12 protein-coding genes are annotated in these 17,439 nt (G+C 37.7%); 11 read left to right on the top strand and 1 reads right to left on the bottom strand.

Annotation, left to right across the window (positions count from 1 at the left end; translation table 11 throughout):
• Positions 1–161: 161 nt before the first annotated feature.
• The 11 genes from hemN to ESZ36_RS01985 all read left to right on the top strand — a co-directional run bounded on the left by hemN (position 162) and on the right by ESZ36_RS01985 (position 16,033).
• Entirely contained in the window at positions 162–1,547 is a 1,386-nt protein-coding gene (gene hemN, locus ESZ36_RS02035; RefSeq protein WP_146782822.1) for an oxygen-independent coproporphyrinogen III oxidase, read from the top strand.
• 363 nt (positions 1,548–1,910) lie between these two features.
• Positions 1,911–2,960, top strand: a complete 1,050-nt coding sequence (locus tag ESZ36_RS02030) for an NAD(P)/FAD-dependent oxidoreductase (protein WP_146782819.1) — start codon at positions 1,911–1,913, stop codon at positions 2,958–2,960.
• A gap of 124 nt (positions 2,961–3,084) precedes the next feature.
• Entirely contained in the window at positions 3,085–3,249 is a 165-nt protein-coding gene (locus ESZ36_RS02025; protein ID WP_146782817.1) for a CCGSCS motif protein, read from the top strand.
• Positions 3,250–3,577: 328 nt separating this feature from the next.
• On the top strand, positions 3,578–5,920 hold the full coding sequence (locus tag ESZ36_RS02020; RefSeq protein WP_146782814.1) for a TonB-dependent receptor: 2,343 nt from the start codon (positions 3,578–3,580) through the stop codon (positions 5,918–5,920).
• A 135-nt stretch (positions 5,921–6,055) separates the two neighbouring features.
• Complete coding sequence (locus ESZ36_RS02015) at positions 6,056–8,203, top strand: TonB-dependent receptor (RefSeq protein ID WP_246128950.1); 2,148 nt, start codon at positions 6,056–6,058, stop codon at positions 8,201–8,203.
• 51 nt (positions 8,204–8,254) lie between these two features.
• Positions 8,255–9,253, top strand: coding sequence for an ABC transporter substrate-binding protein (locus ESZ36_RS02010; protein ID WP_146782808.1), 999 nt, complete (start codon positions 8,255–8,257; stop codon positions 9,251–9,253).
• A 77-nt stretch (positions 9,254–9,330) separates the two neighbouring features.
• Positions 9,331–10,098, top strand: coding sequence for an ABC transporter permease (locus ESZ36_RS02005; RefSeq protein WP_146782805.1), 768 nt, complete (start codon positions 9,331–9,333; stop codon positions 10,096–10,098).
• Positions 10,091–10,849: an ABC transporter ATP-binding protein gene (locus ESZ36_RS02000; protein ID WP_146782802.1), complete on the top strand. Its 759-nt coding sequence runs from the start codon at positions 10,091–10,093 to the stop codon at positions 10,847–10,849. The genes ESZ36_RS02005 and ESZ36_RS02000 overlap by 8 nt, the downstream gene beginning before the upstream one ends.
• A gap of 411 nt (positions 10,850–11,260) precedes the next feature.
• On the top strand, positions 11,261–12,442 hold the full coding sequence (locus tag ESZ36_RS01995) for a porin (RefSeq protein WP_146782799.1): 1,182 nt from the start codon (positions 11,261–11,263) through the stop codon (positions 12,440–12,442).
• Between the two features lie 259 nt (positions 12,443–12,701).
• Positions 12,702–13,361, top strand: coding sequence for a response regulator transcription factor (locus ESZ36_RS01990; protein WP_146782796.1), 660 nt, complete (start codon positions 12,702–12,704; stop codon positions 13,359–13,361).
• 593 nt (positions 13,362–13,954) lie between these two features.
• A complete protein-coding gene (locus ESZ36_RS01985; protein ID WP_146782794.1) occupies positions 13,955–16,033 on the top strand; it encodes a sensor domain-containing protein in 2,079 nt (692 codons plus the stop codon).
• Positions 16,034–16,049: 16 nt separating this feature from the next.
• Here ESZ36_RS01985 and ESZ36_RS01980 read toward each other — a convergent pair whose 3' ends face one another.
• Positions 16,050–16,919: a mechanosensitive ion channel family protein gene (locus ESZ36_RS01980; RefSeq protein ID WP_146782791.1), complete on the bottom strand. Its 870-nt coding sequence runs from the start codon at positions 16,917–16,919 to the stop codon at positions 16,050–16,052.
• Positions 16,920–17,439 lie beyond the last annotated feature (520 nt).

Here is a 17,439-nt window from a genome sequence, read left to right as displayed (position 1 = left end):
CCTAATAATTGTTATCACTTGTACACGAAATAGTAGTGTTAAATTAACATCGTTTTTTGATCTTCATTAACTGAAACTTTAAAACTCCTTTATTTTCAAATAATTAAATTGTTGGTGTTATATTTGCTATATGGAGGTTTTCTAATGATAAGTGAGCCTTTATGAGTTCTGTTATAAATTTTGATACAGAAATGATCCGAAAATACGATAGGCAGGGTCCTAGATACACTTCTTATCCAACGGCGGTTCAATTTAACCGTGAAGTTGATAATGACATCTATATTGAAGAACTAGATAAGAGTAACCAAAGTAACAAATCATTGTCTTTGTATTTTCATATTCCTTTTTGTAATTCACTTTGTTTCTATTGTGCTTGTGCAAAAATTATTACGAAAAAGCCGGAAAGATCAATTCCATACTTGGAAAGAGTCTATAAAGAGTTGCACCATCAGGCGGAATTGATCAGCCCTAATCGTGTTGTTGAGCAACTGCATTTTGGCGGTGGAACACCAACTTTTCTCAGTGATGAGCAATTCGAAGAAATGTTTGAACATATTCGTAAAAACTTTACCTTGGCACCTATTGAAGACAGGGAGTTTTCGATTGAAATTGATCCCCGAGCCGTTAGAGCCAGTACTATTCCTTTATTACATAGCCTTGGTTTTAATCGTATCAGCTTAGGTGTTCAAGATTTTGATCCTAAAGTACAAAAAGCGGTTAATCGCATTCAGTCTGTAGAGCAGACTTTTGATGTAATCGACGCGGCTAGAGCTGTGGGTTATAAATCTGTCAGTGTTGATCTTATCTATGGTCTGCCATGTCAGAGCGTTGAGAGCTTTAAAAGAACGCTTGATTTGGTCATGCAAAAAAGACCCGATCGATTATCTATCTACAGCTATGCACATATACCGAACAAAGTTAGATCGCAGCGGACCTTAAATGCTGATGATTTACCCGATGCGTCAACCAAACTCGCTATTTTTGAAATGACTGTTAATTACCTACAAAAAGCTGGCTATGTATATATTGGTATGGATCATTTTGCCTTACCTGATGACGAACTGACACAGGCAAAACAAAACGGTACATTACAGCGGAATTTTCAAGGGTATTCAACACATGCTGATAGTGATCTTCTTGGTTTTGGTATGACATCAATTGGTCAAGTAAATGATTGTTTTATTCAAAATATGGCGACAGAAGAAGAGTATTTTAAAGGCATTGATCATTGCGGCTTGGCAGTGAATAGAGGGTATCGTTTAAATAAAGATGACTGTATTCGTCGCGATATTATTCAGGCATTAATGTGCCAAAATCGTGTGTCTATAGATGATATTAATGAGCAATATAACATCAATTTTTTTGACTACTTTGCTGATGAAGTAACCGAGTTACTCCCTATGGTTGAAGATAAGCTCATTACCCTAGGTATTGAAAACATTGTTGTTACACAAGCTGGTCAATTGTTGCTGCGCAATATTGCCATGGTATTTGATGCTTATATTGAACCGATTAATAATCAAGTTATATTTTCTAGAACAATATAACGCCAAGGCCGATTAATTGTATTCTCATAAAGCATCAAGGTGTCTACTTTCTTTATGTGTTTTTTATTGAAAAAAGAATGCAAGAACGATGTCATAGTGACTCATTTACATGAGTTATATGGACACGTTTATTTGGCTTTACATTTGTTTTTTTATTTATACTTATGATTTAGAACACTTTATTTTTATGGCATGTCTTCTGCAGTATCTATTACATGGGTGGACTCAACATTGTGGTAATGAACTTGATAAAAGCGAAGACGTACAATGAAATAACCCACATGTTTATTATTGAAAAAATACGAATTCTTCACGTTGCTGCGGCAATACTGAGAATATGCTAACTGTACCAAGGAGGTACTTATGAAAACCCTAACTACAGATGTTGCTATTATCGGTGCAGGCCCCGTTGGTTTATTTCAGATATTCGAGCTTGGCTTACAAGGGTTAAATACGATTGTAATCGACAGTTTGCCAGAAATAGGTGGCCAATGCAGCGAACTATACCCAGATAAACCTATATACGATATTCCTGCATTGCCTAACGCAAAAGCAAGTGACGTTGTAGATAACCTTTGGCAACAGGCCGCAATTTTTGACCCTACTTTTTTATTGGCTGAACGGGTTGAACATATTGAAAAAGTTTCAGATGATTCTTTCATCGTCACTACTCATAAACAGACAAAAATACATTGTCGCGCAGTCATTATTGCGGCGGGTAATGGAGCTTTTTCACCTGTTAAATTAAAACTGCCGTTAATCGAAAAATTTGAAGATAAACAGCTGTTTTACCGCATTAGTAATGTAGAACATTTCAGAGATAAAAATGTGGTTGTACTAGGCGGTGGTGATTCTGCTTTGGATTGGAGTTTAACGCTGCAAAAAACAGCTAAAAGTGTGCTTCTTATTCATCGAAGTACTAATTTTAAAGCAGCAAAAAACAGCGTTAATAAGATGTATGAGTTATGTGATCAACTAAAAATGCAGTTTTTATGTGGGCAAGTGAGCAATTTTCAAGAAAAAGAAAATAACCTAACGGGACTGACGATTACTTCAAAAGATGGCGTTAACCGCAGAGTCGCACTTGATGAGCTGGTCGTTCTTTTTGGGATGTCGCCCAAACTTGGACCAATAGATAATTGGCAACTTGAAATGCATCAACATCAAATAAAAGTCGATACGCAATCATTTCAAACATCCGTAACTGGCATTTATGCTGTGGGAGATATTAATTATTACCCTGGTAAAAGAAAACTCATTCTGAGCGGTTTTCATGAGGCTGCATTAGCCGCCTTTTCGATTGCTGAAACTGTATTAGAAAAAGATCGCATTCCCACGTTATACACAACGACGAGTCCGTTAGTGCATCAACGTATGGGAGTTGAACACACGCTGGAGGAAATGTTGAATTAGTCATTGATTACTGGCAGATATTATAAACGCAGATCAGATAGTCGCAGTGCTAATCTTTTCAAATCAAATAAAAACCCAACAGAATAATTTACTCAACCGTTCATTAAAACAATAGGAAAACATCATGTTTAATATTTTCAAAACTAACAAAGAGCAAACTAACGATGACGTATCAGCACAATCAAACGAACTTGAAAGTGCTGTAAAAAACAACTCAAATGAGGAGGGAGAGAATAAAAAAGTTCATGGCGAAGATGGCGTATGTTGTGGTGGTTGTGGAGGCGAATAGGGCAGAGTCCGCGATAGCAATATGTTTTCAATACAGCATTATTGATAGGTTAGCAGTGAAATCGTGATGAACGTTAACTAGCCTCAGGCGAAAATTAAACGGCTCATCACTTTCATGTTCTGCAATGTTAAAAGTATAAACATTGGGGAGTAAATCCATCATACTTTAGCATGATAACCATTAAATCTATATTTGCTATCTAATTGTAATGTAAGGCTTTATTGTGTTGCTGTTGCTTTGTAACTGACTTCATCCTGATTGATTTTTAACGAAGAGTGCAGCATCATCAGCGTTAATTATGACCTAAGGTATGATCTCAGGGATGTTTATGAAAAAGCGTATTTTAGCCTGTGTTGGTTTTTTAATTACCTTACCCGTATGCGGGCAAGGTATGGATGATGTTGAGAAAATCAGTGTTTATGGCCAAACGCCACTGTCGACTAGCACAGTTAGTGAATACAGTGCTTTTGGTAGTGTTCAGACTATTAATGCGCAAGCGTTGTCTCAATCACAAGCCATCTCTTTAGCTGAACATATGAAGAATCAGCTAGTAAGTTTGCATATCAATGACGTGCAAAATAATCCATTTCAGCCTGATGTGCAATATAGAGGTTTCACCGCTTCACCATTATTAGGGTTACCACAGGGGATATCTGTTTATTTAAATGGAGTACGATTCAATGAGCCGTTTGGTGATACGGTTAATTGGGACCTCATTCCGCTTGCGGCACTCGATACCGTAGCCCTTTACTCTGGATCTAATCCAGCATTCGGTCAAAATACCTTAGGTGGTGCGCTAGCACTACAGACCAAGAATGGCTTTAGCTATACTCAAAATGAACTTGAGGCTCGATTTGGTAGCTTTGGGCAGCAGCAATTCACTGTGCAATCAGGCGGTAATCAGGGGAATTGGGGCTATTATTTTGTCGCTAATAATTATCAAGAAGATGGCTGGCGAGATCATTCTGAAAGTGAATTGCAGCAGATGCTTGCAACGCTCTCTTATGCCAGTGACGTTCGTACAATCGACTTTACTTTCTCCGCTAATAATAACGAAATGCTTGGCAATGGCGCTATACCTGAACAGCTTGCTGAATTAGCGGGTAGAAATGCTATCTATACACAGCCTGATAAAACTGAGACGAGTTTTCAGCAGTTTAGTATTAAGACTGATAATGTTATCAATGAGCAAACGTCATGGCAGGCAAATATTTATTATCGCCAAAACGAAATTAATAACATAAATGGTGATGACAGCGATTATGAAGAGTGCGAGTCTGGTACGCTTTATAGCTTGTGCGAAGAGGGTGAAGATGACTCTTTAGAGCGAGTTCACTTTGTTGGTTATGATGAGGATGTCTGGTTAAGTGAGCTTAGCGATATTGATGCAGATGAGGTTGATGGCACTTTTAATACCGGCTTCACTGATAGTGAAAGTTATGGCGCTGCGCTGCAATGGGTTCGATTAAGCCATTTTGACGCTTCTGACTCTCTTTTCTCTTTTGATAATGAATTCATTTTTGGCTTAGGTGCCGACCAAGCCCAAATTAGTTTCACCAGTAATACCGAGTTTGCAATACTTCATAATGACAGTATCAACGATGATCGTTCAGTCACTGGTATTGGCTTATATGATACCGACTCCCGTGTAAGTTTGAAGGTGAAAACTAAACAGCATTACCTTTATTTTTTAAATGCTATTACGCTAGCGGAGGATTTTACCCTTAATCTCGCTGGTCGATATAATTACGCCGATGTGAGTATGAAAGATCAAATTGAGAGTGGTAAAGGGTCACTTAACGGTGAGCACGTTTTTCATCGCTTTAACCCTGCGATTTCTGTTAACTACCAGCTTAACCAACAATACGCGGTTAAATTAAGTTACAGTGAATCTTCTCGCACACCAAGCCCTGCTGAATTGAGTTGTGCGGATGAAGAAGACCCCTGCAAATTACCCAATGCTTTTGTTGCCGATCCACCACTTGAGCAGGTGGTTGCAAAAACAACGGAAGTATCTTTACATTACGATATTACCAATTTTTCAGCAGTGGCGACGGTATTTTCAACCTTGAGTTATCAAGATATTATCTTTCAACAGGCGGGTGAGAAATCCAATGAAGGTTACTTTATCAATCTGGATAAAACGCAACGTCAAGGCGTAGAGCTTGCCTTTTCGAAGCAGCTGGGTGATGTTGATTTTGGTGTTAGCTATAATTTATTAAAAGCAACGTTTGAATCCCCCTTTGTTTCTTTTAGTCCTGTTAATCCATTGGGACCTAATAGAGAAGTCAATCCAGGAGACGAGATCCCCGGTCAACCTAAACATCAGTTTAAGCTCCATGCTAATTGGCAATTTAATGATGAGATAAATGTTGGGACAGAGTTTTTATATGCCTCTTCATCGTATTATCGCGGTGATGAAGCCAATGAAAACAAAAAAATATCAGCTTATGCGGTTACCAATATTTATCTCAATTATCAAATCAATGAGCAACTACGATTGTCTGCTAAAGTTGATAACCTTTTTGATCGCCACTTTGATACCTTTGGTACTTACGGTGAAGCGGATGAAGTATTAGGTGAGCTATATCCTGATACAGAATTTACTGAATATTTTGTCGGTCCTTCAAGACCACGATCTATTAGCGTAAGTGTTAACTATCAATTCTAAATTGGCTAGTTTGGTGATGGCTCTAAGGCTTTACTCACTAAAAGACGAGCTTAGTCATACTAAAGGAGGAAAGCATTGTTGCAGTAGTCAGAATAGGATTAAGGTATGTATTTTGTCTCATATAAGAGCAAATCGATGTACCAGCAATCTTATTCTGCCTTTCTTCCTTATTTAGCCTTATCCCTAACTAGCTTTACTGGGCTAGCGCTTGCCGATGATGATAAAAAAATTGCTCAAAGCAATTCAACCAATACTGAAATTATTGTCGTTACCGGCAGTCGATTAGCGTCTGACTTGCTGAGTTTAGCGGGAAATATCGATCGCATCTCAACCGAAGATATCGAGAGGGTGAGCGCGGTTCATCCAAGTGATATTCTTAATCGTGCTACCGGTGTTCATATTCAAACTAATAATGGTATGGAGTCACTGCCTTCATTACGTTCCCCTGTGTTAACAGGCCCTGGAGCCGCGGGCGCTTTTTTGTTTCTTGAAGATGGCATTGCCACCCGATCCGCAGGTTTTGCTAATAATAATGGCTTGTCGGAACTCAACCTAGCACAAGCAAGTGAAATAGAAGTGATCAGAGGACCAGCGAGTGCTGTTTATGGTTCTAATGCCGTACATGGCGTCATTAACGTATTAACTAAAGCGCCTAGTGATGAAGGGGAAGTATCATTGCTTTTTGGCCCCAATCAAAGCTATCAACTTCAAGGCACTTTAGGTCGTGAAATGGGCGAGCATGGTCTCAGCGGTAATTTTCAAGCAATTGAAGATGGCGGTTATCGAGATGATAGTGGCTTTACCTCATTTAAAGTCAATGGTCGACATGATTACGAGCAGGGCGCTGATAAAATTAGCACACTGATTTCAGGCTTTGTACTTGACCAAGAAACCGCTGGCTTTATTTCTTCTGGTGACAACGGTAGTGATTGTTATAGCTCTGATTATACTGACGGAAATTTATACCAAGATCGTAATGCAATGGAAAAAAATTGTGATGATGATGCCTATCGTAAGTGGTCATCATTACGTATTGCGACGAATTGGCAACGTACATTAAGTGCTGATACTCATATCAGTATTACCCCTTACTTTCGGGTCAATCAAATGGAGTTTCGCCAACATTATTTACCATCTAAAGCGATAGAAGAAAATAGTCATTATAGTGTTGGGCTAGCCAGTAATTATTATTGGCAAATAGATGCTAGCATCGCTTTAGTGATGGGTATTGATGCTGAATGGACTGAAGGAGAGCTAACCCAAACGCAACAAAAGCCAGACACCTTTAGCTTTGGCAAGGCACGACAACAAGGAACACACTATGATTACGACGTTGATGCATCAACGATAGCGCCCTATGTTCAAGGAGACTGGCAGGTGAATGAGGCTTTAAAATTCACCGGCAGTTTCCGCTTTGATGCCACCGAGTATCGTTACAATAACTTAGTTGCTGATGGCACCACTAAAGCAGATGGCAGTAGTTGTGTTAACAATTCAGGTGACGCTGTACCTTGTTTATATCTTCGCCCGGGTGACAGTGATGATCAGTTTAATAATACTAGTACCAAGATTGGTTTTAATTATCAATTAGCGGGCGATACCGCGTTATTTGGTGCATGGTCTCAAGGATTTAGGGCGCCACAAACGACAGACTTATATCGTTTGCAAAAACAGCAAGTGGTAGGAGAGATTGACTCAGAAGAAATTAATAGTACCGAGCTAGGTTTGCGTGGTGTAAGGGACAAACTTCATTACGAAGCGGTTATTTATACTATGACTAAAAATAACGTTTTCTTTCGTGATGCACAGGGCTTAAATGTAACGGATGGTAAAACGTCACACCAAGGAGTTGAGCTAGGAATAAATTATGATCTTAGCGATAGCATAAATCTGGCGATTAATTACAGTTATGGCCAGCATGAATATGAATTCGACCGTCCAAGCAGTGGTGTTGTCAAAGGTAATCAGATTGACACAGCACCAGAACATCTTGCTAATACACGATTGCGCTGGTTGCCAACAACAAATACTAGCCTTGAACTAGAATGGTTACATATGGGTGATTACTTCCTAGATCCAGCGAATGAACATGAGTATGAAGGACATGATCTGTGGCAACTTCGCGGTGCTATTAACATAAATAGTCATGTGAATTTGTTTGCCCGTATTGAAAACCTAACAGATGAAAAATATGCGAGTCGTGCTGATTATGCTTTTGGCTCATACCGCTTCTTTGGTGGTCAACCGCGCGCCATGCATGTTGGCGTTAATGTTAACTTTTAATTTTTATTTTTCAATTAAGATTATGGCTAAAACATAAGAGTAGGAATAAGTATGAATAAGTGGTTTGTTAGCATAGTATTATGTTTTTTCTTTTCTTTTTATGTAGTTGCTGAACCTGAAGTACGCGTTGGTGTTTTAAAATACGGCACGGTTAACTGGGAAATTGATGTGATTAAACATCACCAGTTAGATAAAAAATATCAATTCGATCTAAAAGTAACGTCATTAGCCAGTAAAAATGCGTCTACGGTAGCATTACAAAGTCATGCGGTTGATATTATTCTCAGCGATTGGCTTTGGGTGAATCGTCAGCGTTTTGACCATAGAATGTATACCATGTTTCCTACCTCAATGGCGACCGGAGGACTTTATGTTTCGGCTAACTCATCAATTGAAACTTTAGCCGATCTTAAAGGAAAAAGAATTGGTATTGCCGGTGGATCTGTAGATAAAAGTTGGCTGTTATTGCAAGCCTACAGTCAAAAAAAATATGGGCTTGATTTAAAAAATGAAACTGAACCTACCTTTGCGGTACCACCACTATTAAATCGACTAATGCTGCGCGGTGATTTAGATGCAGCAATTAACTTTTGGCACTATGGCGCGAGATTAAAAGCGGCAGGTTTTAAGCCATTAGTGACCGTTCCTCAAATGCTGACTGAATTAGGCATCGAAGGAAAAATACCTTTGTTAGGTTGGGTCTTTGAACAAACATGGGCCAATGAACACCCCAAAGCGCTAACAAGATTCTTGCAAGCATCACTTGAAGCCAAACAACTATTATTTTCATCTGATAAGGAATGGCAACGTATTCGTCCCTTAATCAAAGCCGAAAATGCAGCAGTGTTCACCCTATTGAAACAAGACTACCGCGCAGGTTTATTGCGTGAATTTGGTAGCAAAGAAATAACGGCAAGTCAGCGGGTTTTTGAAATATTGGCAGAGCAGGGGGGCAGCGCTTTAGTTGGTAAAGCTACCGCGTTAAGTAAGGGGACTTTTTGGCAGAAAAATACCTTGGAAAACGCCAATAATACCAAGTCTGTTCAATGAAGCTCTTTTTATTCAAAAACTTTGGCGCATCAAAGGGCGGTACAGAAAACAATCCTTTAAATAAAGGCGTTTTTACTATGAGACTTCCAAAGGAACTATTTTCATTTTTATTGGTGAGACTCGGCGTTATTATCGCAATTTCTGCGTTGTGGCAGGGCATGGCATGGTTAATTGCCAGTCCAGATTTCCCTTCACTGTTTGCTGTGATCAAAAGTTTGCAGTTTCACTTCAATGAAGGTGAGATGGTTACTAATATTTTGATCACTCTTAGGCGTGTACTGTTGAGCTTTGTCATTGCGATGCTGTTAGGCGGCATCATTGGGATAGTGATGGGTGTTAATGCCTGGGTGAATAAGTTAACCGACTCGCTGCTCATTATCATGCTTAATATTCCTGCCTTGGTAACTATTTTACTTAGTTATATCTGGTTTGGTTTAGTTGAGTCAGCAGCCATTGCAGCCGTTGTTATTAATAAAATTCCTACGGTAGTGGTGATGATCAGAGAAGGTGCACGAACGGTCGATAAAGACTTATTAGCGGTGGCTAAAATATACAAATTATCGCCAAGTAAAACCTTCTTTGCTGTGTTTTTACCGCAACTATACCCCTTCATTATTGCTGCTGCCCGTTCTGGCTTATCTTTGATTTGGAAAATAGTGTTAGTGGTTGAATTGTTAGGCCGAAGTGACGGCGTAGGTTTTGCACTTAATACGCTATTTCAATTTTTTGATATTGCCGGAATTCTTGCCTATACCTTTGCTTTTGTGGTAATTATTTTACTGATCGAAACACTGATTTTTAAACCCTTTGATAAACTCGTTGCTAGAGGAACCCGCTTTGATTGAATTAAAGGTAGCTATTAAAGATAAGTATTACGCCAATAGCGAACAAGCGGTTTTAGCGCAACTGGATTTTACTGTGAAACCGGGTGAGTTTGTTGCCATCATTGGTCCATCGGGCTGTGGAAAATCGACTTTGCTAAATATGATTAGTGGCCTTGAAAGTTGCGAAGGACAACACCTTTCTTATAATCAAAGTGCTTATCAAGAGGGTATTGCTAACAATAAAGAATTACATCAACTTGGTTATATTTTTCAACAGCCAAGGTTAATGCCATGGCTTACAGTTCGAGAGAATATTGAGCTGATATTACAACCGGACCAGTTTCATAAAATTGATGGTTTATTAGCGCAAGTGGGATTAGAAAATGAAGGGGAATACTTTCCCAGTCAACTTTCTGGTGGCATGCAACTACGGGTGAGTATTGCTCGTGCTTTTGCTATAAACCCGCAGCTGTTGTTATTAGATGAGCCTTTTAATTCGCTTGATGCGCCAACGGCAGCTCGATTACGACAACTGTTAATTGATTTGTGCGCACAAAGAGGCACTACCGTCATTTTTGTCACACATGATTTGCAAGAAGCCATTTATTTAGCGGATCGCATTATTTTTATGAGTGACTCTCCTAGCACCATAGTGCATCAGAGCATTGTTGATTTACCTAGACCACGTAAAGAATCGGGTGTGGCTGAACTAGAATGGCAAGCACAACTTCTGGTAACATATCCTCAGTTACTTGCTGGACGCATTGATTAACTTGGGAAAAATTACGACATTGATTTGCTGTAGGCAATAACAAGTATTATTGAAAAGAGTCAACAATGAGTCCGGTAAATGCTGTCACCCAGTTATTACTTCTGCCTACTATTGTTTATATTTAAAAACCCTGACAACTCAATTAAATAAAGTCGTCTTTGTATTTCATATTTTTTACTTATTAGCGTTTTAGCTCTCGCTAAGTGTTTAATAATTTCCCCCCTAATTAGTCCCTTTAATTCTAAAAGTATAAACAATTACTCATTTCTCATCCCTGATCCCACTAAAGTAGTAAGCCTTTTGTATGCGACTAAGTAACAAGGTATTTGGGTAGGTCGACTCATTCTATTTTATTGCGAGGGTTTTATTATGGTTGTACTAAATAATAACGATAAAACAGGAAGCATGAAAATGACTAAACTATTTAAATTAAGCTTAATCACAGCAACATTGACTATGGCAGCATTTAACGCAAATGCAGCAGTTGAAATTTACGAAAAAGATGGTATGACATTTAGTGCTGATGGCCTAGTTAATGTCTTTTATTCTAATAGTTCAATTGACTCAACTAATGCTGCAGGCCTTGAAGAAGACCGCACTCAATCGCGTGTCCGTACAGGCTTCCTTCCGAGTAATATTGGTTTTAACTTCGCTAAGCAATTATCAGATGTGAAAATTGGAATGCGCTCTTCATTTTGGGTTTCTCTTAGTGATAGCGATAATAATCGTGATGCATCGCCTGCTGATTTAGGTACGGGATCATTAATTGATGTTCGTCAATTTTATGCGACTGTAGGTGGAAGCTGGGGTGAAGTATTACTTGGTAAAGATTTTGGTCTATATAACCGTGCCAATATCCTAGGCGATGAACTCTTACTTGGTTTTGGTCAAACGTCTGACTTTTTTGGTTTAGTCGATGGCGGTAATGTGTCTTTTGGTAACATTGCTACGGGTTACACTTATCCAATGCCAAAAGCACAAATTACTTATAGAACGCCTGATATGAGTGGCTTTAAATTAGCTGTTGGTATTATGGATCCTAATAAAACGGCGGGTGACTCATCTGAGGAATTACCGCGTTTTGAAGCTGAATTAATGTACAACACAAGTTTTAATGAAAATAGTTCAATGAAAGCCTGGGTTAGTGGTGTAGCGCAAACAAGTGAAATAAATGATATTGAACAAAACCAATCAGGTATTGGCTACGGTGTTAACGTTATGTTTTCAGGGTTATCTTTAACCGCTTCTGGTTATAGCTCAAAAGGTTTAGGTCATGTTGCAGGTTTAGATCATATTGTTGGGGTTGATACTATTGAATCTGATGGTTACCTAGTACAAGCGGCATACACAATGGATGATAACCGTTTTGTATTAACTTACGGTGAGTCTGAAACAACAAATTCTGGTAATGTTGAAGTTGTTGGTATTGTTGGGGACGCTGTACATAGTAATACCGGTGTTGCATATTTTAGAACAATTGTTCCCGGTGTAACTGCTGTATTTGAATATAATAATACAGAAGTTGATGCAACTAACTCTTTGGTAGCAGAAGATAATAACACCTTCTCAATTGGCGCAGTGGTAACCTTCTAACGCGCAGTCAGCACTGCTTCCTCGTTAGCTTAAAAAGGGGGAGGGTAGTGAGTATTAATTTATACCCAAGCGATATAATGAAGCAGGTTTCAGCTATAATTAGAAACACGTATCTGCAAATTGCTTGGGTATTTATTCAGCTGATATTGAGTAAGTGTTACACTAAAAGATGAGTTACCTACAACTAACGTAGGGTTAACTAAATACTCGTAACATGTTAAGTTTAAATAGTTTACTTAATCGCATGGTAGTTAGCCTTATGTATAAAATTTTAGTCGCAGACGATCATCCGCTGTTTAGAGATGCCATTGTAAATATTATTGGCATAAAGTACCCCGGTTCTACCACTTATGAAACCGAAGATGTTGAATCGACGCTCGCTTTCGTTAAAGATAATGATGAAATTGACTTAATACTGTTAGACTTGAATATGCCAGGTATGTCAAACCTAAGTGGTTTGTTAGATCTACGTAATCAATGCCCAACAACGCCTGTTGTTATTGTTTCAGCAGAACAAGAAAAACAGAAAATTTTACAAACCCTCTCTTATGGGGCTGTTGGTTTTATCGCCAAATCCTCTTCAAAAGATGTTATTGGCGATGCACTAGATAGTATTTTTCAGGGCAATGTATATTTACCATCGGATATCATGCGCTCTCAAAATGACTCAACGGTCACTAGAAACGAATTTCAAGCCTCACCTGAAAACATTTCTTTACTGACGCGGCGTGAATTGATTGTGTTACAACACTTAACTAAAGGTGAAGCTAACAAACAAATTGCCTTTAATTTACATATTTCAGAAACAACGGTTAAATCACATGTTTCATCCATTCTTAAGAAGCTAGGTGCATCTAATCGAGTGAAAGTAGTACTCGGGTGTAGTGATATCGATTTTAATCAATATTTAAAGCGTTAGCTTTATTTTACTTCGAATAATTGGACGGCGTATGTAGCTCAATTATTCGACGTCATAGTCATAAAACTAAGTTTCAGTGCTTTGCTAAATAGACAAAGCACCTTCTATTTCAGCCCCTAAATATTCAATTAGCTTCCCTGTCTTGCAAGGCCAAGCATAAGCCGAACGTACCTTTAATCATTTTACCTAAATAAAAGATGACTTATACCCAGTCCATTACGTTATTTCCCACACAGCGATAATTAAAGGGCTAGAAGCAAGGCATTGGTATTATTACGTTTGAAGGAGCATCTTTTCTGCAGTCTCCATTTAAATTAATCAATGCGTTGCCTTCTTAATTTTGTCTGGAATTTAATATATAAAAGAGCTACTGATTGAAGACATTAGTTATTGTTACTCTTTAGCTCAGCTGCTGGCTAAAAGTTGATGAATTTGGTTACATTGGCATTGTTATAACTCCCACACATGTGTCATTTAAGTAGTCTATTTACTGTAATATTTTGAAGTAGGTCAAAGTTTGTTCAAGTTTTGTGTGTCAAATTGATTATGTAAGTCTATTATAAAAGTAAAGGAATTCTTGGATTTAGCTTAATATGAAATCGAGCAATGTTGAAAATGGACAGACTCATCAATATGTTCTTAATGATTCACTTCACCAATTGTTTGATGCAGTAAATATTGTTTCTGTACAGGGATATGATGAACAGCGTCGGGTGATATATTGGAATGTAGGTAGTGAATTGCTTTATGGTTACACCCAAAAAGAAGCATTAGGGCAAAAACTGGAAGATTTAATCATCCCTAAGCCTATGCGTGAAATAGTGATTGGTGCGCACAGTGATTGGCTCAATAAAGGCATTGAAATCCCTGCTTCAGAAATTACGTTATGTCATAAAAATGGTAATGATGTAAATGTTTTTTCAAGCCATGCGCTGTTTACTAATCAATATAATAAAAAGCAAATGTATTGTATTGATGTCAATTTAGCTGATGTTAAGCATGCCCAATCTCAAGTACTATTTAAAGAGCATATGCTTGAGACCATCTTTGATGCAATACCTGATTTGTTTTTCTTGATGGAGGTAGATGGAACTATTGTTGATTATCATACGGGTGACCAAAAGAACCTCTACGTTGCGCCACACCAGTTTATTGGTAAACGTATGACAGATATATTACCTCAAAAGGTCGTCAGTAAATTTCAAGCCCATGTTGATAAAATATTAAATAAAGAAGGGATGATAACTTTTGAGTATGAGCTAATTATGCCTCATGGAGTGGTGCATTTTGAGGCAAGAATGAGTTATTTACCTAAGTATAATCAGATAGTACTTATCATTCGAGACGTTAGTGAACAATATAAGTCTGCCGAAATAATAAGGCATCAGGCTTATTTTGATACATTAACTTCATTGCCCAATCGTTTCTTAGCACTTGACCGTTTATCACAAATGCTGACTGAAGCGGAAAGAAATAATGAAAAAATCGCAGTGCTCTTTCTTGATTTAGATGACTTTAAGAAAATTAATGATTCATTGGGTCATGAGGTAGGAGATAAAGTACTAATACAATCAGCTTATAGATTAAAACAAGTATTACGAGAAGGAGATACTGTAGGTCGCTTAGGTGGTGATGAGTTTATTGTGCTATTACGCGGTGTAACTGAACATCATGATGCGTTAGTTATTACAGAAAATTTACTTAAAAGTTTTAGAGAGCCTTTTATAATAGATGGCAGAGAATTAATACTGACGTTGAGTATTGGTGTTGCCATTTCCCCTGAAAATGGTCGTTGTTCTTCTGATTTGTTGCGAAATGCAGATACTGCTATGTATCAAGCAAAAGACTTAGGACGGAATACCTATTCGTTTTTTTCTAAAAAAATGAACACCATGATGCTCCGCCGTTTTGAAATTGAAGAGCAAATGCATGGGGCCTTGGAGCGAAATGAATTTGTATTATATTATCAACCTCAATTTGATGTTAAAAAACAAAAGATTACAGGGGTGGAAGCTTTATTGCGTTGGTATAATTCTGCCCTAGGTAATGTAACGCCTGATGAGTTTATTCCCATTGCGGAACACACGGGTTTAATTATACCTATTGGACGGTTTGTTATTAAACAAGCACTAAGTTTTTTAAATGAATGGCAAAATGCTCATCAGCAAAAATTCACCATGGCAGTTAATTTGTCTCCACGCCAATTCAGAGATAAAGAGTTACTTGGCTTTATCAAAGATTCCCTGAGTGAGAGCAATGTGAATGCAGAATATTTAGAGCTTGAAATTACTGAAGGTGTCTTAATGAGTGGCCAATCCCATATTCATGATGCCTTGGTTGAAATTAGTGAACTAGGTATAAAATTATCAATGGATGATTTTGGTACAGGGTATTCATCCTTAAGTTATTTAAGACAATATGCTTTTGATGTACTGAAAATAGATCAGAGTTTTATTAGTGGTATACCGCTCAACAAGGCCGATTGTGAACTAGTTAATACCATTATAGCAATGGCACATAGTTTAGGGCTTACAGTGGTTGCTGAAGGTGTTGAAACTAAGGAACAACTTACTTTACTAGAAGAGTTGGGGTGTGACTTAGTACAAGGGTACTATTTTAGTAAACCTATACCGGCAAAACAGTTACTTGATTTTGCAGTTAGCTATAAATAACACCTTACTTCCAAGATTAATCTTTGTTTACTATAGTAATTGAACCATCAAGATGTACATCTCTCTGTGGGAAGGCAACAACAATATTATGCTCTTCAAATAACTCATCTAAACGGAAACGAATGTTACTTCTCATCACTCTCAAACCGCCTTCAACATTGGAATTCATCCAAAAGTTTACTTCAAATATTAAGGCGTTATCACCAAAATCTTCAAAAGTAACCAAAGGTTTTGGATCAGTTAATATATTTGATTGCTCTGTTGTCGCTTGCAAAATGAGTTCAGACACTTTTTTGGCTGACGTGCCATATGCTACCCCAACTCTTACTGTTGTTCTCATTAAGCTATTGACCAGGGTCCAGTTAATTACAGTATTTTCAAGTAACTTACTATTTGGGATCAATAAATGTACGCCATCGACACGCTTTATTCGCGTAGATCGTGTGTTAATTTGTTCAACGATTCCCTTAGCATCTTCGACTTCGAGAAAGTCACCTATGCGAATAGGGCGTTCCCACATTAATATCCAACCACTAATAAAGTTATTGATAATGTTTTGAGCACCAAAACCAAAACCAAAACCAATAGCAATAGCCCCCGATAAGAATGCAAAAGCAGTGATGGGCACATTGATAACGTCTAACGTTGTAATCACAATGATCGTTATTGCCACAACATAGAATACTCGTTGCAGTAAATGAATAATATTAGGATCTGTATTTTTGGTCGTTAGGCGTTGAGTAATTAATTTTACTAACCATTTTGTCAATAAGAAACCAATAATCAACAATGTGGGGACTAACAAAATATCCCCGATAGTAATAGGTTGCTCTGCAATTGAAGCGACAGAAATGTTTAAAAAATTTACAACTTGTTCATATGTCATCAGACACTTCCTATAGAATAATGATCAAAGAGGGTAAATAAAACTAAAAAATACTTTATTAGGTTAAATAATAAGTTTACGACCAATAATTTCTTGAGCAACTAACATTTAATAACTGATATCAGTCACGGTAGTTAAAAAATCAGTTAATAATGCTGGATTGTCCATGTCTTGCCTATTTGCCTATTTGCCTATTTGCTTATTTGAATAGCTAACTTTCTCTACGGATAATACCGTCAATGGGTTAAGCGTAGCATTGAATGAAAATATATTCAAAAAAGACAATTTTAACAAAGACTTGGTGGCTGATTTCTCATTGTATGTTTATCCCAGTTAGATTTATCTTATGAGTATATTAAAACATTCAACAAAAGTATTTTTGTATAGGAGGGCTGACTGGTAAAAGAGAAGAGAACCTAGTGCTTTATTACCAGGCTTTCATACTCATTGTTTAATACTTGCTAATTTTTAAGTCTTAAACAATGAGTATGATATCGATTTAATTTATGTGAAAGTTATT

It is taken from the genome of Colwellia demingiae (assembly GCF_007954275.1).
Lineage (GTDB): Bacteria > Pseudomonadota > Gammaproteobacteria > Enterobacterales > Alteromonadaceae > Colwellia > Colwellia demingiae.
This window is presented reverse-complemented; position numbering and strand designations above follow the sequence as displayed.